Origin of the sequence: Paenibacillus sp. 1A_MP2 (assembly GCF_052244825.1) — a bacterium.
Taxonomy (GTDB): domain Bacteria; phylum Bacillota; class Bacilli; order Paenibacillales; family Paenibacillaceae; genus Paenibacillus; species Paenibacillus vandeheii.
This window is the reverse complement of record NZ_JBQQCS010000001.1, coordinates 1,631,133-1,648,926: the sequence shown is the minus strand read 5'-3', so window position 1 is coordinate 1,648,926 and position 17,794 is coordinate 1,631,133. Positions and strand designations below refer to the sequence as shown.

Sequence of the window (17,794 nt, the reverse complement as noted above, 5' to 3'; positions counted from 1 at the left end):
ATGCACAACCAAAAAAGCCTTCCGCCAGCAGATTTGGTCTGCAAAACGGAAGGCTTTTTTATGGAATATGGCTCTGAGAAATTCAGGCCACTGTCCACATTTTATTATTTCGGAACGGATTCCCAATCTTTGAGGAAGCGCTCAATGCCGCTGTCAGTCAGTGGGTGTTTCCACAATGTTGGCAGGAGCGAGCCCGGAATAGTGGCGATATGCGCACCGGAAAGTGCTGCATCCTCCACATGTTTGATATTACGAATGCTTGCTGCAATAATTTCGGAAGGCAGATCGTACGTATCCAGAATGAGACGCAGATCTCGAATTAGCTTCATGCCATCCACCGCAATATCATCCAGACGGCCAACAAATGGACTGATGTACGTTGCACCAGCTTTCGCCGCCATCAGACCCTGTGCTGCAGAGAAGATCAGCGTTACATTCGTTTTAATTCCTTTTTGAGTCAGTTCATGACAAGCATAGAGTCCATCTTCGGTCATCGGTAGTTTAATCACTACATTCGGTGCCCACTCAGCAATTTCATAAGCTTCCTTCAACATATCCTCGGCTTTAAGTCCGATCACTTCAGCACTGACCGGGCCTTTCACAACGCCACAGATCTCCTGAATCACTTCTTTAAATACGCGACCTTCTTTGGCAATCAAAGACGGGTTGGTGGTGACTCCATCTACCAGACCAAGACGTTCGATCCGTTTGATTTCTTCAACATTACCTGTATCCAAGAAAAATTTCATGATATGTTCCCTCCACTTGATGAATTTTGTAAACAGCTATACTTATCATTACCCGATTATCCGTATATGTTAACAGTTATATATGAATTAATTTTTTTCTACAGCGTGGCCGCCGAATTCATTACGCAATGCTGCGACAACTTTACCTGTGAATGTGTCTGTTTCCAGGGAACGATAACGCATCAACAGGGACAAGGCGATAACTGGCGTAGCAGTTTGCAGGTCAAATGCTGTTTCAACTGTCCAACGTCCTTCACCGGAAGAATGCATAACCCCTTTGATTTCATCCAGGTTCGCATCTTTGGAGAATGCACGCTCTGTCAATTCCATCAACCAAGAACGGATAACGGAACCGTTGTTCCATACACGAGCCACTTTTTCGAAGTCGAAATCAAAGCCGCTTTTCTCCAATACGTCGAAGCCTTCACCAATGGAAGCCATCATACCGTACTCGATACCGTTGTGAACCATTTTCAGGAAGTGACCGCTACCTGCTTTACCAGCATACAGGTAACCATTTTCAACGGAAGTATCCTTGAACGCAGGCTCAACTACTGCCCAAGCCTCAGGATCGCCACCGATCATGTAACATGCGCCATTACGCGCGCCTTCCATACCACCGGATGTACCAGCATCCATGTAGTGAATGCCTTTAGGTTTCATTTCTTCGTAACGACGGATGGACTCTTTGTAGTGTGAGTTACCCGCTTCAATGATGATGTCGCCTTGGGACAACAGTGGGCTTACTTCAGCCAGTACAGCGTCAACCACGTTATGGGGAACCATGATCCACAATACACGTGGGGATTCAAGGGAAGCCACCATTTCTGCATAGGAAGATACACCTGTTGCGCCGTATTCTTTCATTTCATTTACAGCTTCAGCGTTAAGGTCAAAAGCAACCACTTCATGCTTGTGGTCAATCAGGTTTCTACCCAAGTTCAATCCCATTTTACCTAATCCAATAAGTCCAAGTTTCATTGCTAAGTTCCTCCTGTTATGAACATTTCTAATTTTATCTGGCCAATTCCAAAATAAGTGCTTAACCATGTGGCGCAGCAGCCGTTCCGGTTACGAATCGTTCTTTCGATCGCTGTTGTCTCCATTTTTTTTGATTAATAATGTTAATTCTTAAAATATAGAGACAAAGGCGAACGCTTCGCTTCTTCAGAATCGATTTCGTCCCCTTCACTACTCGCGCGTAATTGTTATGAACTGATTTAGATTGAGCCGCTAATCTATATCAAAAATTTTCGCTGCCTTCCGGGTATTACCGGAAGGACTTATGCAAAATTGGAACGGTGTACTTTATTAAAATTTGCATATTATCGAGCAAAACGAATTGTACGTTATTTTTTCATATGCTCACTTTTTCGTTTCACTTACCACCAACGGTAGCCGTTCTCTGCGATCAGACGATCTGCTGACTCAGGTCCTTGCGAACCTGCGCTGTACGTATCCAGTGGCACACTGCCTTCCTGGAATGCTTCCAGGATCGGTTGTACCCACTGCCAAGCCAGTTCAACTTCGTTCCAGTGAGCGAAGAATGTAGAATCGCCACGCATTGCGTCAAAGATCAGGTTTTCGTAAGCTTCTGGAATGTTGCGCTCACCTGAGTTGAAGTTCATATGCATTGGTTCCACTTCGCCTTGGTTGAGTGGGTTTTTCGCATTCAATTGAAGCGAGATACTTTCCTTCGGACCAATTTCAATCGTCAGCAGGTTAGGCTCCGTTGTATTTTCGGATTCATGACCTGTTTTGAGTGGAGCCTTGAATTCAACAACAATTCTGGTCGATTTTTCAGCCAGGCGTTTGCCTGTACGAATGTAAATTGGAACTTCGCTCCAGAATGGATCATCGATCCACAGTCTTGCGGCAACATATGTCTCGTTCTGAGAACCAGCTGGAATGCCAGGCTCGTCCAAATATCCAACAACAGGAGTACCTTGCAGTTCGCCTGCTCCATATTGGGCACGAACGACTTCGGATGCGATATTCTCTTTCGTCAATGGACGAAGAGCTTCAGCGATCTTCTGCTTTTTGAATTGAATTTCTTCAGGTGTGCAGCGTTTTGGCAGATGCAAACCAATCATCATCAGCAATTGAAGCATATGGTTTTGGAACATGTCACGAAGGGCACCGCTTTGGTCGTAATACGCGGCACGTTCTTCCACGCCAACCGTTTCACTCGCCGTAATCTGTACATTGGCAATGTAACGGTTGGACCACAAAGCCTGAATGACCGGATTTGCGTAGGTAAGAGTTTCAATATTTTGTACCATCGGTTTACCAAGGAAATGGTCAATACGGTAAATTTCTTCTTCTGCAAAAGTATTGCTGAGTTTCTCATTCAGTTCACGCGCAGATTGCAGATCGTGTCCGAATGGTTTTTCGATGATGAGTTTCTTCCAGCCTTTGGTGTTACCCAAGCCGCTTTCTTGAATGTTCAGGGCGATGGGCTCAAAGAATTCCGGTGCTACCGACATGTAGAACATGCGATTTTCGGGAATATTCAGCTCTTGTTCACGCTTCTGAACCAGTTCCAGCAATTTGGTGTAATCTTCAAGCTTCGTATTATTTAAAGAACAATAACGGAAAGCTCCAATGAAATCGCGAACCTGAGCTTCTTCTTCCGGTGTTTGACGGGAGAAGGTATGCAGTGACTTTTCAACATTCGCTTGGAAGTCAGCATCCGACAATTCGCGCCGTCCAAGACCGATAACGGAGAAGGATTTTGGCATTTTTGAATCGATGTACAAATTATATAGTGCAGGATAAATCTTGCGTTTGGCTAAATCGCCTGTTGCCCCGAAGAGGACAAATGTCATTGCGTCCATTGGAGTGCCTCCTGTGATCTGTGCAGTATAGTATATGATGATGCAAAATGTTCAAATCCAAGCATGACAAAAGACGGAATTAGTGGGGGAGTTCCCCGCCTTACCTCCGCTTGTGTATCCGACCTGAATTAAACATGGAACATTCCTTCTCTCCACAACCTTAATCAAGGTTATAAATTGTAACCAATTGAATTGACGTTACCCATATTACACCTGTCGTCACAATTCGTCAACAATCGTGTCCAACCTGTGAACACCAGTGTTTATAGGGTTTTTATTTAATGTTAACGCTTTATGTGGTAACATTAAGAACAATTGGTATGTGACATTTTACACATAGGGCTTGTGGACACTCAGGTTACAATAAGTATACTAATGCTATAATAAGCATAACTAAACCAAAGGAGCACTTATTATGAGCGATGATGAGAATGCCAAGCAAATATGCGAAAAGGTGGAACAGTCTTATCAGATCATTGGCCGGAAATGGGTAGCCCTCATTATTCATACATTAATGGAAGAACCCAAACGATTCAGTGAAATTCACGCTTATATCCCGGACCTGAGCAAACGGGTACTTAATGAACGGATGAAGGAACTGGAGGAAGAGGGACTGGTCGTGCGTCATGTGGTTACGGAGCGCCCTGTTCGGACAGAATATATGTTGTCCCGCAAAGGCACAGAACTGGGGCGCGCATTAAGCGCCGTGGAACGATGGGCCGATAAGTGGCTGTAGCACTACTGACGCAACTTTTATTAACATCAGCAGTTACCCTCATGTGATTTAATGTCTGCTGCTGCGTTCAAAATGCTGCCGATACTGTAGCGGAGTGGTTCCCGCCGACTTGCGAAATAATTGAATGAAATAAGATCCATTGGGAAATCCAGCCCGTCTGCCAACCTCATCAACGGGAAGAGTTGTCGTTTCCAGCAGAAGATAAGCCTGCTTGAGTCTTCGGGCTGTGACGTAGTCCGTAATACTGCTTCCTGTTTCTTGCTGAAAGATACGGGAAGCATAAGACTTGGATAAATGAATATCATTCGCCATATGATCCAGTCTGATTTCATCTATGTAGTGCTCTTCAATCCAATGCATCATCTTCTCCGCATGCCTTAATTGACGTGATTCGACCAAGTGTGGTTGACTCGCCTGTTCCCCATCATTTTGTTGATCCATAACATTCAATAGTTGTAGCAAAAACAGCACCGATTCCTCCCATTCTCCCCCAACCCGACTGCGTGACTGGTGATAACTTCTGTATACCCAATCCAGCTGATCCATAGATGAACTTAAATCAAAAACCTGCTGTTGATTTCTTCCTTTCCACAACCTCGAAAAAAAAGCACGGCGATGGGGGAACGCTTCCAAATATCGATCCATTACAATCGGTTCTACATAGAAAATATTCCTTTCATACGGAGTATCTGGATGAACCTCGGCATAGACATGATGCAGCTGATATGGCTGAAAAAAGAAGAGCATGCCTTTACGAATGGGATAGGTATGATTATTCAAAACCACAATGCCTTGCCCTTCATGGACATAGAGGATTTCCCCACATTGATGCCAATGATAGTATCCTTTGAAGTCTTTCACCGATTTAATTTGATAATCCCATACCAAAGTATTCCCTTCGAATTCCACACGTTCAAACACTCTCGTTCCCCCTTCTTCACAATGACAACAGAGCAACATTTCTTCATATCCTAACACAACTTTTAAGGTTTTTAAAAAGATATAATCTCCTTATAGGAAAGCGTTATCTTTACTTTCTAATTAAACCTAAGGAGGTTATCTCATGGCCAAGGCAGAATCCACTGTAACTACGACATATTGGCAGGAAGTCATGCAGAAGCTGGAAAACAAATTGCCCGAGTTGAAAAATAATATTAGGGATAAATGTCCTCATTTTGCCGGCGATGATGGCAAGTATGATAACATCAATACCGATTGGTGGGTTTCAGGTTTCTGGCCGGGTATGCTGTGGATTATGTACGATATGACAGGAGAGGAAAGCTATCGGGAGGCGGCATGGTCGTGGGATGAAACGTTGGAGCAATGGTTTATAAAACCGACCGCAGAGCTTCATCATGATGTCGGTTTCCAGTTTCTCTCAACTGCTGTCATCAAACACAAAATTACAGGGGATGAGGACGCACGTAGACGTGGTCTGGAAGCAGCCAATTTCCTTGCAGGACGCTATAATCCAGCAGGCAAATTCATTCATGCGTGGAATGAAGACAAATATGGCTGGGCAATCATTGATTGCATGATGAATATCTCTTTGTTGTTCTGGGCTTCAGAAGTGACGGGAGACCCCCGCTACAAACATATTGCCATTAGTCATGCAGAGACGACGATGCAATATGGTGTTCGTGAAGACGGATCAACCAAACATATCCTTTCCTTTGACCCGGAGGATGGTCGTTATATTGAATGTTTTGGCGGACAGGGATATGCTCCTGAATCCTCTTGGAGTCGTGGTACCTCATGGGGGTTATATGGATTCGCTAATACGTATCGTTATACCCAGGATGAGCGTTTCCTGAACACAGCGAAACGGATTGCACATTACTTTATTGCTGCGCTGCCAGAGGATCATGTACCTTACTGGGATTTCAGACTTCCTTCTCTGGATGGTCAATCCCGGGACAGCTCTGCCGCAGCAATCGCCGCATCCGGTCTGCTGGAGCTGGCCGCCGTCGTTCCTGAAGGCGAAAAACGCCTCTACGCAGATGCAGCCGAACGAATTCTGCGCTCCTTAACAGAGAACTATGCGGTCTGGGATCAGCCAGAGCATGAATCGATTTTGCTGCACGCCACAGGCAGCGGCAATTCCTTCATCGATGTTTCCCTGATCTATGGAGATTATTATTATCTGGAAGCCATCGCGAAGTTGAATGGATGGAAAAATCGGGTGTATTGATTTTGTTTTGTGAGTAGAATTCCATCAAATGAGTCCAGATCTCACAATATCTGTGGATCTGGCCTCATTTGATGTTATACAACTAAGACTCGAACTTGCCCCCCAGGGTAATACTCAAATCCTCGAAGTTCTCCACCGCCTTCTTTTTTTCATAAAAGTGCACCGCATGTTGCATCATCCCTTCCCTTGTATAAAAAGCATCCTCCACCTTCAAAGGGAAAGTTACCTTCTCTCCAGTACTGGACGATTTATATATCCCTACGATCAACTCCAGCGTATTTCGACCACTTTGTCCATCCACCAAAAGGGGTGATCCAGTCACAATCGCGTCTAGCACATTCTCCACTTGCCCGGCATGTCCTGCATGAATAACATCAGGTAATTCGTCAGCGAGTTTCTGAATTTGTTGTTCCAGTTCTGTATTCGATTCCGGAAATCCGTTACTCCGAGCCGTTGAAGCAATGACCTTCCAAGGTGCAGATACCATTGCTTCTTTGCCCTGAAAAATCAACTGCTGTTCCTCTCCGTGGTGTACCACGGAGCTGGTAATCATACCAAGTGCTCCTTCTTGGAAACGAAGCATCGCCATGGAAATATCCTCTACTTCGGCATTATCATGTGACGTATTCGCCATCATGGCCTGCAATTCCACAGGGGGACCCATCATCCAAAGCATGGCATCAATATGATGGACCGCATGATTAAGTGTACAACCGCCGCCTTCTTTTTCCCATGTACCACGCCACCACAGATCATAATAACTATGGCCTCGCCACCAGAACGAATCGACCTGTACGTGGACAATGGGACCCATAAGTTTGCTATCCAGCACATCTTTGAGTTTCATCATCGGTGTCGTAAAACGATTCTGCGCCACAACTGACAGCAACTTACCACTCTCTTGTGCCGCTTCCAGCATCATATCCGCTTCTTGTAGGGAAGAGGCCATGGGTTTTTCGACCAACACATGCGTACCACCATGAAGAAAATCACATGTGATCGGTGCATGTGTGTACGGAGGGGTACAGATCGAGACCAAATCAATGTTTTGATCCAGTAATTCATGGTAATCGGTAACAGCTTGTGCCCCCTCCAATCCATAATCGTTAATTCGCTTCTGTGCTTTTTCCGCGTACATATCCACTACAGCTACGATCTGGCATCGTTCAGGAAATGCCAAATACGCTGTAATATGCGCTGTACTGATTGCGCCTGCTCCAATAATGGCCACTTTCAACATCGATGCATACCTCCCTTTTCCCTTCACAATACACAATAATAAAGCGCTTTTATGCGTTCATCTTGTGATAAAATAAAACTATATTGCGCTCTTGAAGAGGAGGCATTCCTAATGCCCATCATCACCGAAGATCAATTTAATTTGGCATACCGTCGTACCTCCACGACTGCATTTCGAGAGGTTTTTCACGCTCATTCACAGATAGAGATCACGTATATTCATGATGGATATGGACAGTTGATAACAGAGGGACAGGCATTCCACCTCGAACCGGGTACACTGGTGATTTTCCGTCCATTTCAACTGCATCAGATTCTGATTCAAGTCACGAAAGAGCATCCCTTTATTCGCAGCGTACTAATGTATGAGCCGCACCTGCTGAATCCCCACTCTCGGCAATTTGCCGTTTCCAATCGTTTTACAATGGACCTTCTCGGGCAAACTTCTCCGCTTCAACCGATCCGTCTTGCCGCTTCATCCCCGCTAGTTCAGATGATTGAGCAATTTGCCGATATTCTGCCTACGTTGCTTCCACATGAAGCGGAAGAAGATACACGACTCTTTTTACTTGCACTGCTCGCACAGCTTCGCTACCTTTGGAAAGACAGGCAGTATCCCAGCTCTAATACGCTCCCAAAAGTCCTCCCGTTCTGCATCCTCATGCCGAAGCTGTCATGCAGTGGATTGAAGAGCATTTCAATGAAGCTTTTCGTCTGGAAGATATCGCAGACACTCTGCATCTCTCGCCTTATCATCTGTCCCATATATTTAAAAAAGCTACCGGTACCACCATCGTTGCTTACGCTCAGGCCACCCGTATTCGGCATGCTTGCGTGTTACTCACGAGCACCACACATACTGTTCCGGAAATAGGCCACCGTGTAGGTATGTCCAGCCCATCTTACTTTTGCAAAGTTTTCCGCAATGCAACAGGCACCACGCCGCATCAGTATCGACTTAATGTGCAGAGCAGATAAGAAGATATCCTACAAAACGAAAGGAGCAAAAGGAATGGCTTCCTTCGCTCCTCCGCTTCCTTAACATTGTTAAGTTACTCGCCCGGCTGGCGTACATCCAGTCCCAACTTCTCCAAGAAGGGATAAATCTGCTCGCGTACCTGCTGCAGTTCTTCCTTCTGCTTTGCAGACAACCGATCTTCATGAATGCTTCCATCCTGATCCATCACCATGGCTTCATATTGCTTCATCTGTTCATACAACAGCTTGAACTCGGTAAACTGCTCCTTGGAAAACTTCGTCTCTGCCATTGCTAACTGTTCCTCCCAAAATTGCTCTTGGGCTAAAGGTTCTTTTGGAGAGTCTACACTTGCTGCTTCCAACTTTTCGAAAAAAGGTTCCAGTTCTGCAGTAAGACGTTTAAACTCCATCTGTTCTGTGACACTCCATTGCTCGGGGTGCAGCTCACCTTTTTGATCCGCATACTTCAAAGCCATTTGCCCCATTTGCTTCATCAGACCCATAAATTGATTGAATTCCTCTGCGCTTAAATATGCCTTGGCTGTCTGCAGCTTTGCTTCCAGTCTCATATAATCCTCTGATGTTCCACCCACCGCTGATATATTCTGCTGTGAACCATACATTCCGTCAACAAGAAAGGTATACCCCGCATAAGCTCCCGTAGGAATGATGAGTACAGCAGCCAGCAGCATAGTAACTAGCCATTTTTTTCGATGGTTTTTGAGACGTGATTCACTTCGAATCGCATTCATGACTTTATGTTTTGTTCTCTCAGGAATGTTCCAATCTTTCGTGTCTTCCTGGAAGGATGCTCGCAACTGTTCATCTAGATTCATGCAGTTCCTCCACCTTTCCCCGAATACCCGGATTTAACTTCTGATTCTGCCTCAGCTTGGTTAATGCCGCATGAATACGTGATTTCACCGTTCCTAGTGGAATTCCCAATATGCATGAAATCTCCTCTTGTGTGTACTCGTTCAAATAGTGAAGAGTGATGGCCTGCTGCAGCTTGTACGGCAATCGGTGCACCTGTTCGAGCAGAGGACGATTTGCGAGTTTGTTGATTAATTCACCGGAAAAATCATACTCCAGCCCCGTATCAGACTTCTCCATCCGCTTGTTAAAACGAAACTGCGTCAATCGTCTACGCCGGTAACTTCGGACCTGCCGCATCGTCACACCCATTAACCATGGACGAAACGCTCTCTCCGAATCGTAACGCTCTAATGACCTGTATGCCTGAATATAGATTTCCTGTACCAAGTCTTCAGCTTCAGAAGGGTCACGAATCAGAAAACGAACAGTTCGATACACATCCATCACCGTCAGCTCATATAACTCGCCATAAGCTTCATAGTCCCCAGCCCGGGTTAAATCCACAAGTTTTATGTACTTTTCCGCCTCACTCATTATCCATCCCCTTCCTCCTTACACTATAATATTGGCATACCAGCTCCATATCGTTCGATTTATTTATTTCAACTTTCCATGACCAAGCAAAAAAAGCCTATTCCTCACTCATCGTTCGAGTTGGAATAAGCTTATATCTTTCACTTATACGATATTGAAGTAAATTATTCATGGGCTAAACCATCCTGTAGAAAACTAAAAATAACTGTCCCCACCTCCAAATCCCCCAATCCCTTACCCCACAAGGCTTCACCGCCATTTCCGAGATAAAAATAACTGTCCCAAAAACGCTGAGAAAAAGACCTGAAAACTGGAAAGAAACTGGTTCAATTGTGAACGAAAACAACTAATAATTCGTGTCCCTGAAGGGATAGAGAAGTGCCTGAGAAAAACAAAGATCGGCATTTAAAACGCCTGCGGAAGAGCATGGGAAATGCCTGAGTAAAACCATCCGCGCTTAGCCAAAAGCTTGAGGAGACTGGGTTCTGATAGATTATCTATTCGGGATTTGGATGGGAAATCCCTGCTGTGATGGTCTCAGGGATGAGAAAAAGACTGGAGAAATGGTTGGGACAACCAGATTCCAGTCTTTGGTGGTTTGGGGACAGTTAATTTTAGTTAGGGACAGTAAAAATAAAATTAGACAGGAATTATTAGTTAGTTAAAAGGAAGTTACAAAGTGGTTTTGATTTCAGCATCTTAGCGATTTTGAGACTTTTCTTTCTTCAGAGATAATTTGAAGGTAAGTATAGGAATCTTTGAAAATAGAAAATGCACTTAATTGTGATTCAATCGTCAACAAGAGCATAATTCCTTTGGTTCTTGAATACTCGGATACCTTTCTTATACGTTTTTACTTTTTTCTTTACTTCGTTTTCGCTGACTAAAAGTACCTGTCTTTCCTCAATCCATTTATTAACATTCACCTTGCAACACGATAAACTACCCTTTATCTAATATAAAAACACTTCTTCAGAAAATTTCTTTTTTACACATGTAAAATTATCTTTTGACTCAGGTAAAACGAAGTGGTATCATCAAATCGAAAGGACGGGTGAAACATGACTAAACTTCTAATCTTTCAACAAAACTTAAAAAAAATTCGGATGGTTGCTGAAATTGAGCAACAAGAATTAGCCAATGTATTAGGAGTAACCAGGCAAACTATTAACAATATCGAAAATTTAAAAACAACACTAACACCAACGTATTACAGTACAATACTTTCTCACCTGAAAACTCTGGCGTTAAATGGTAACACCGCTATCGCCCCTTTTATTGAATATTTTCTACATATTGACCAAAAACAGAAAGGGTGGAGGGAATTATCAATGCATTACAAAGTAAACAGACTTATTCGCGAAATTCATCGAATAAAAGATGCTGGTTTAACGAAAAAAATATCCGAGGTTATTCAAGATGAAACGAAGCTCACAAAAAAGTATTACTCGTACATTATTAATCTATGGAATCAACTTGTAAAAACCTCTTCAATGATAGTTTCCAATATTGATGAATTAGAAGACATAAGCCGCTACTATCTCAAACCGCTTATCGAGGATTTCATCAATTTTTCGAATCTCTACACTTATCGTGAAAACTATGTGCGTGCCATGCAAATTCATTTTCTTACCGAAGATATTCAAGCTTCCTACCGCCATCATGAATCATTTAAGGAATTCGGGATTTCAAACTATAGTGATCCCACAGATATGGAAAGAAAGCGGTATAAGCATTACAATCGGATTGACAACATGGACATATTAAATGCTATGAGAAGCAATCCGAAACATCCAGAAAACTATGTGTTTCCTATCTCAAACAGAATTTATTTGTACAAGTTAGCCGCAGGAGAACATAACGAGGAACATGTTAAGCACATTGAGGGACTATACGACCTTGCGAACAACCACGGGCATCTCAATTTACGTTTTCTAAAAAAATCAAGACAAAATTCCGCATTGTATACTGAGATCCTCTTAGAATTAATCGAGGAAATACTAACTGACTCTACTCAGATTGTACTTACAGAGTTTGGTAATTGGGTGCTTCAAAAAGATTTCAAATCATTTTCAGAATCATTAGAGGAAGATGAATACTCCTTCTTACTGGGTGATGACGATGAAGACTTTGAGGAGGAGGAGTTTGATTCTGATATCTATCGAATTACCATACATCCCGACTACGAAACAGCTAAACGTACGGGAGCCTCTGGCTTCCAAGTAATATCGGTGTTTGGTTTTGATGACGATGACATTCGCATAAACTTGATCGAGAAACTTGACCAGAATTACATTTATCAATCTGCGGAACAGGTTCTCAAAGACTTGAAACTTGATGTCAAAACACAATATGAATTTGAATAACCGAAAGAGGTTAGGAATCACCCAGACCCCATATCAAATTAGCTAACTCTCAAAAATGTAATCGGCAATCTAATTTAGCTCAGAGTCTAATTACCTTTTAGCGAGCCGAGTGAGAATCGGGGACCAATTCCTGACTAACGCTCGGCATCCTCATCTCTCTAAGCGCACGTATGTTCCATTCCTTTATGTAGACAAGCTCTTTAACTTAGAGGAGCAAATCAATAGATGTTCAGCGTCGATCAAGTTCATAAAGTAACAACGTTTCCTCACAATGAGCTTTCCTCTAATAAAGTAGGCGAAGAGGTATTTAGCGACAATGAAGCGCACTATAAAAAAGTTATTGTTGTTCGTGAGACATTTGATCATTTTGCAAGTTTTCCTGCTGATAACTGACGATTATCATTCCTAAGCAGTATGCAAGATTCATAATTAATGGTATGAGGAATCAATCTATTAATCGATCTAAAATGAAATATTGATTACAGACAAAACGCCTAAACGGGATGAGACTTCATTAAAAGGCACAGGAAATGATTTCTTCTAATTTGATGACCTAAACGCCTCATTTCACGAAAGGGAATGATCTCTTCATGCCCCAGAGTGAAAAAAACACAAATGGAAAACATTCCCTTTTATTTATTCAAAAGAGGAAGCAAGAGAAATCAAAACGTTGTGATTTCAGCACGAAATAAGGATTCTCCGACCAAACCAGATTTCAGTTCCTTGCCCTTCTACCTTGAAGGACTGCATTCAAAAATTATCCTTCTTTATCATAAGGAGGAATAACCAGTCTCTTTTTGTTTACGGGTAACAACGTTCGTGTCCCGTATGAAATCAGAAGAAGAAATCAAATGAGCTTAACCGAATGTGAGTAATAAATAGGAGGAGGTATTTACTTGGAGAAAATATTGAACGGAATTTCAATTTCAAGTCTATCTGAGTCTGTAGCCAATATCCTCGGTGTATCAACTGCTGAGGTTATTTCTTTCATCCAATCTCAGCGTTACCGAGTGCGACATGAAGAAATTACAACGTACTGCGACAATTTAACACCTGACGTAATCTTCGATTATTTCCAAAAGACTCCCGATGACATCCAATTTGATGCAATTACCGTAAGTCATGTAGCTGCTATCATCGACGACCAATCTTTCTACCAACACGGAATGTTGAGTCTCAAGGATCTGTTTCTCACCGAAACACCCTTTAAGTCATTTATGCTTGAATATGGAATCGAACCTGTTGTCCATGAAGATGGATCTCTTCAACTTCTCCTGAATGGTGAGCCAAGATCATCAAATCATCTCGATATGCGGATGATAAGTGACCGTTGTATCAATGGCTTCTTATTTGGCGACAGCCCCGAATCTGATCGAAATGTATCCGAAATGGTGAAATGCCCTGAATTTATCTCAGATATAAGCAGAGATATTCTCCGAAACCAAATACTTATTGAAGAATGGGTGAAACGGGCAAAACCATCGGTAATATGTTTTAGGGTGTTGCTAAGTGAACTGGATGAATCGTCTTATCCCTTTTCCACGGACGACCCAAAGCATAATCGTTGCTACCTCTTATGCGAAGCAATAGAACGACTACTCTTTGCGGTAACAGATCACGATGCGGACATTCCAATGGTATACCTGAAAGAGAATGTGAGCATCGGAGCTGATCGCATTATTGAAATTCGAGAGACTACTACTTAACGTTGGCACGTTCTAATACGTCATAATCTAAGGAGCATAAATCATGGAAAATATACTGGACGGAACATCTCTTACCACGCAATTTGAATCTGCAAAAAACATTCTTGGCGTATCACATGCTGAATTTGTAGAGTTTCTCCAATCTCAGCGTTATCGAGTTAAGATGAAGGATGGTGGCTACTACTACGAGAATCTATGTGTGGATGATATCCTGGAGTATTTTAATTTGGTTCCAGAAGACATCTATATAGATGCTGTCCTTATAAGCCATATTACTCCTATCATCGATAGAGAGTCTTTCTATCAATACGGAATGCTAAGTTTAAAAGAATTGTTCCGCTTGGATACCCCATTCAAATCTTTTATGCTTGAATTCGGAATTACACCTCTGGTGAACGAAAATGGACACCTTAAACTTCTGGTTAATGATGTTCCCAAATCTTCACCCTATTTGGATTATCGTATGAATCGTGACCGTCGTATTAATGGTTTCATGTTCAACGAAAAAGCCGAAGAAGACAATAATATTGAAGAAATGCTTAAATGTCCAGAGTTTATTTCTAAAGTCAGTGATGAGCTTGTTGATGCGTGGGCTGAACGTTCGAGACCTTCTGTTATTACATTCAAAGCCTTCATCAATGAAATCGATGTTTCGACGATTTCATTGGAGGATCATACAAATATTCACACCTACTTTTTACATCAACTTGTTGAAAGACTCCTTTTCGTAATTTCCCACTATGCAGACCCTCGGAATCCGATGATTTATCTAAATGAATCCGTAAATATTGATGCGAATCGTATTATTGGTATTCGAGACGTTATCATCTAACATAAACTACTAATTAATTCCATTTAAAAGATTAGGTCTTCTTTATAGGAGGAGTATCTCTTGGTCAGCTAAAGAGTAACAACAGAAAGATCTTCGAAAACCAGCGATGCAATGTTAAAGCGAGGGAAGCCTCGCTTTTTTACGTAAGACCGAACAACCTTCTGAGGATTTTCATTCCTTTTAGTGCTTTTGAGGTTGCCTCCCCCGTGATTTAGTATTTTCACTTTAAAAATCTGCTGAAATCACTAATAAAATTTGTAACATAAAAAAGCCTTAGATTTAAAAATGGCGAGCTATCATTTTTTTTTAACAAACACACTCAGGTAAGTGTGTCTTCTATGGAATCTGAATAATACAAAGTTATCTTGATTGAATAAATCAATAATTTCAATAAAGGAACATGAAGACTACAAACTATTATGTAATATACTTTAGCAAGCCCTCTCCTTGCAATGTTAAAAAACATGATTTCTACCATTTTGATTAATTGAAATAAGTCCGTCCGTTTGTGTGTAACTCTCGAATCACCAGCTCAACAAAATGCAATGAAGTTGATGTATAATTTTCAAAAGAAGGCTTTCTGCTATAATCAACTATGAAATCTATATACCAATCATTCTGTTGTGCATTACCCTGTACATGTCTCCCCCACCTGTCGTAACGATTTGTGTAGGCCAATTCATATTATCCTTTAGGATTAAAAGTGAATGTAATGACAAGTTATCCAATAGTTCCAGATAAAAGGAATGCTCGGAGAAATTCGCTTTAAAATCACTTGAAATCACTTCATCTAATAGGCTTACCAAAAGATCAAACATTTCCTTCGTTGGAGAAGCAGTTTCAGTTATCCTCTTTGCTTTGTTATACAGTACAGTCTTGTATTAATACCCTCAATAATTATGCCGATAAAATAGAATATCCCATAGTTAAGGAGACTTGGTCATAATTAGTATATTTCAGAAATTAAAAAGCTTATTGCGTAAGAAGGATGAGTTTTATGGTACCGATAAGCAAAATTCGTTACTATCCCAAATCAATGATAGATTGGAGGGCTTCAATCCGTTTTATAAACCCAAAATTGATTTTCCTCACATAACTTTTGGTATCGAGATAGAGTTTAAAGTGGATGAATCAAAAGTAAATGATTTACTTGAGTCACTTTTAAAAAATAAACTGTGTTATGAACAGCAAGTGTTAGAAAGAGATCAAGCAAAATCAGTAGATGGTTGGAAACTTAGCAAAGAAACAAATGGGGCTTATGAAATAATATCTCCTGTACTACAAGACTTAGAAGTGCATTGGTCACAAATATCATTCATTTGTAAGAGACTAAATGACATTGGAGCTATTACGGATGAAGATTGCGCTTTTCATGTTCACGTTGGAAGTAAAGCGTTTTCTCAAGGAAGGCACTGGATAAATTTAAGAAATATATATCGCAATATGGAACCCCTCACCTATTTACTTTCTGCTGGAACAAATGAATCAATTCCTAAAAAAGAATCGAACATTATGCAGTGCCGTTAATTATCGCAGACAAATCATTATATCGTAGGGTTTACTCTATTAACGAGGTACTAACAAAAATAGAAAATGATGAAGATAAAGATTATGTTCTTACAAATCTATATGCTGGGAGATTTGTAGGGCTTAATTTAAGCAACCTTTCTAAAAAATCTAAAACTATTGAATTTCGAACGTTCAACAGCACCTTTGATCCTGCTCTCATTCAAACTTATATAGTATATGTTGCATCTATAATTAATAAAGCGGTTGATGAGAACTTTGAACTCGACAAAAACTTTAATGCAATTAATTATGAGATTTCAAAATCGACAGGATCTAAAGTTCGACTTAATCCTTTATACATTTTGAATTGCTTAGATGCTATAATAATGGATTCAATTATAAAAAATAGTTTACTCTGGTACATGAAACAAAATAATTTTGAGATTCCCTTGTATGTTTACGATGTAATTCAAGGAAAACTGAGCGATGAAAAGAGAAAACAATTACTTTAACTCATCCCCCGCCCCAGACTGAATCAGTCTGGGGTATTTAAAATGAATAATTCCATGATGTTCAACTAAACAACTTGTGGCTTGCTTTCATTGATTTCACTTGCAACATCTATAAATATAGAGTAATTTCAGTTCGTTTCTCAGCTAACATCGGGATACAATTTCAAATGTTTCGAAATTGTTTCAGATTAGGCAAAGCGATACTATACTTCGCATTCAGATCCTCTATTCTTTGAAGAGTTTCAGCCAGAACATTTCGCATTCATTACGTTAAAGAACCTATTCTTTCCCTCTGTGATTAACATCTCTGATCTTCTTGTCTCATCAATTAAGGTCATTACTCTCCATCTCATTTATAATTTCAATCACAACTCATTTTTCATTATAGAAAATTTTATTTTCTGAGTAAGTAATTAGAGTAATGTGACATAGTTATTATCAGTCTTATCCAAACATTCAATGACCTAATCCCTTGATCTTCGTGGCTCATCCAATCTTTCCAGGAAACCTTTTCTGAACCTCTACATAACAACTGTCGCATACAATTATATTCCTTTCACCCATTCCAATAAATTTTGCCCTAACGTTGTACGTCGCGTCCTCTTTCACTTCGCTTGGCATGAAACTATTACTACAGACTGAACATGTGCCCTGAATCTTCATGTAACACTCCAAACACAGAGATCCAACATCATTCATCATGTGATTAAAAAGTATCTCAACTTGATT

Annotated in this window: 16 protein-coding genes and 1 pseudogene; 10 read left to right on the top strand and 7 right to left on the bottom strand. The window is 41.2% G+C overall.

Features of this window, described 5'->3' with window-relative positions; translation table 11 throughout:
• Positions 1-104: 104 nt before the first annotated feature.
• The 3 genes from fsa to zwf form a co-directional block, all read right to left on the bottom strand.
• On the bottom strand, positions 105-749 hold the full coding sequence (fsa, locus tag ACTWJ7_RS08255) for a fructose-6-phosphate aldolase (RefSeq protein ID WP_024632668.1): 645 nt from the start codon (positions 747-749) through the stop codon (positions 105-107).
• 87 nt (positions 750-836) lie between these two features.
• Positions 837-1,730, bottom strand: a complete 894-nt coding sequence (gnd, locus tag ACTWJ7_RS08250) for a phosphogluconate dehydrogenase (NAD(+)-dependent, decarboxylating) (protein WP_301881233.1) — start codon at positions 1,728-1,730, stop codon at positions 837-839.
• Positions 1,731-2,131: 401 nt separating this feature from the next.
• On the bottom strand, positions 2,132-3,586 hold the full coding sequence (gene zwf, locus ACTWJ7_RS08245; RefSeq protein ID WP_285078490.1) for a glucose-6-phosphate dehydrogenase: 1,455 nt from the start codon (positions 3,584-3,586) through the stop codon (positions 2,132-2,134).
• A gap of 415 nt (positions 3,587-4,001) precedes the next feature.
• Here zwf and ACTWJ7_RS08240 point away from each other — a divergent pair, with 415 nt between their 5' ends.
• Positions 4,002-4,322 (top strand): winged helix-turn-helix transcriptional regulator, encoded by a 321-nt coding sequence (locus tag ACTWJ7_RS08240; RefSeq protein WP_024632671.1) that lies wholly within the window; start codon positions 4,002-4,004, stop codon positions 4,320-4,322.
• 48 nt (positions 4,323-4,370) lie between these two features.
• On the opposite strand, the gene ACTWJ7_RS08235 is transcribed toward ACTWJ7_RS08240, so the two are convergent.
• The gene (locus ACTWJ7_RS08235) at positions 4,371-5,243 is read right to left on the bottom strand and encodes a helix-turn-helix domain-containing protein (RefSeq protein ID WP_179132773.1); all 873 of its coding nucleotides are present in this window, start codon (positions 5,241-5,243) and stop codon (positions 4,371-4,373) included.
• Positions 5,244-5,385: 142 nt separating this feature from the next.
• Between ACTWJ7_RS08235 and ACTWJ7_RS08230 the strand changes: the two genes are divergently transcribed.
• Positions 5,386-6,513, top strand: a complete 1,128-nt coding sequence (locus ACTWJ7_RS08230; RefSeq protein ID WP_301881228.1) for a glycoside hydrolase family 88 protein — start codon at positions 5,386-5,388, stop codon at positions 6,511-6,513.
• A gap of 82 nt (positions 6,514-6,595) precedes the next feature.
• Here ACTWJ7_RS08230 and ACTWJ7_RS08225 read toward each other — a convergent pair whose 3' ends face one another.
• A complete protein-coding gene (locus ACTWJ7_RS08225; protein WP_301881227.1) occupies positions 6,596-7,753 on the bottom strand; it encodes a Gfo/Idh/MocA family protein in 1,158 nt (385 codons plus the stop codon).
• A gap of 51 nt (positions 7,754-7,804) precedes the next feature.
• Between ACTWJ7_RS08225 and ACTWJ7_RS08220 the strand changes: the two are divergent.
• Positions 7,805-8,311, top strand: a pseudogene (locus ACTWJ7_RS08220) (AraC family ligand binding domain-containing protein); the annotation flags it as partial.
• A gap of 116 nt (positions 8,312-8,427) precedes the next feature.
• Positions 8,428-8,730 carry a helix-turn-helix transcriptional regulator gene (locus ACTWJ7_RS08215; protein WP_443145328.1) on the top strand — a complete coding sequence of 101 codons (303 nt, stop codon included), beginning with the start codon at positions 8,428-8,430 and terminating at the stop codon, positions 8,728-8,730.
• Between the two features lie 74 nt (positions 8,731-8,804).
• Here the strand turns inward: ACTWJ7_RS08215 and ACTWJ7_RS08210 are convergent, their stop codons facing one another.
• Together ACTWJ7_RS08210 and ACTWJ7_RS08205 are read right to left on the bottom strand one after the other, a co-directional pair.
• Positions 8,805-9,566: a DUF3600 domain-containing protein gene (locus ACTWJ7_RS08210; protein ID WP_301881224.1), complete on the bottom strand. Its 762-nt coding sequence runs from the start codon at positions 9,564-9,566 to the stop codon at positions 8,805-8,807.
• Entirely contained in the window at positions 9,553-10,140 is a 588-nt protein-coding gene (locus ACTWJ7_RS08205) for a sigma-70 family RNA polymerase sigma factor (protein ID WP_301881223.1), read from the bottom strand. Before ACTWJ7_RS08205 ends, ACTWJ7_RS08210 begins: the two co-directional genes overlap by 14 nt.
• Before the next feature lie 1,061 nt (positions 10,141-11,201).
• On the opposite strand from ACTWJ7_RS08205, the gene ACTWJ7_RS08200 reads away from it, so the two are divergent.
• The 6 genes from ACTWJ7_RS08200 (at position 11,202) to ACTWJ7_RS08175 (ending at position 17,065) form a co-directional block, all read left to right on the top strand.
• Positions 11,202-12,506, top strand: a complete 1,305-nt coding sequence (locus ACTWJ7_RS08200) for a helix-turn-helix transcriptional regulator (RefSeq protein ID WP_443145327.1) — start codon at positions 11,202-11,204, stop codon at positions 12,504-12,506.
• A 225-nt stretch (positions 12,507-12,731) separates the two neighbouring features.
• Positions 12,732-12,899, top strand: a complete 168-nt coding sequence (locus tag ACTWJ7_RS08195; protein ID WP_443145326.1) for a hypothetical protein — start codon at positions 12,732-12,734, stop codon at positions 12,897-12,899.
• Positions 12,900-13,402: 503 nt separating this feature from the next.
• Positions 13,403-14,212: a hypothetical protein gene (locus tag ACTWJ7_RS08190; RefSeq protein ID WP_443145325.1), complete on the top strand. Its 810-nt coding sequence runs from the start codon at positions 13,403-13,405 to the stop codon at positions 14,210-14,212.
• A gap of 43 nt (positions 14,213-14,255) precedes the next feature.
• Positions 14,256-15,044, top strand: a complete 789-nt coding sequence (locus tag ACTWJ7_RS08185) for a hypothetical protein (RefSeq protein ID WP_443145324.1) — start codon at positions 14,256-14,258, stop codon at positions 15,042-15,044.
• Between the two features lie 936 nt (positions 15,045-15,980).
• A complete protein-coding gene (locus tag ACTWJ7_RS08180) occupies positions 15,981-16,571 on the top strand; it encodes an amidoligase family protein (RefSeq protein ID WP_443145323.1) in 591 nt (196 codons plus the stop codon).
• Positions 16,562-17,065, top strand: a complete 504-nt coding sequence (locus ACTWJ7_RS08175) for a hypothetical protein (protein ID WP_443145322.1) — start codon at positions 16,562-16,564, stop codon at positions 17,063-17,065. The genes ACTWJ7_RS08180 and ACTWJ7_RS08175 overlap by 10 nt, the downstream gene beginning before the upstream one ends.
• Positions 17,066-17,794: the final 729 nt, after the last annotated feature.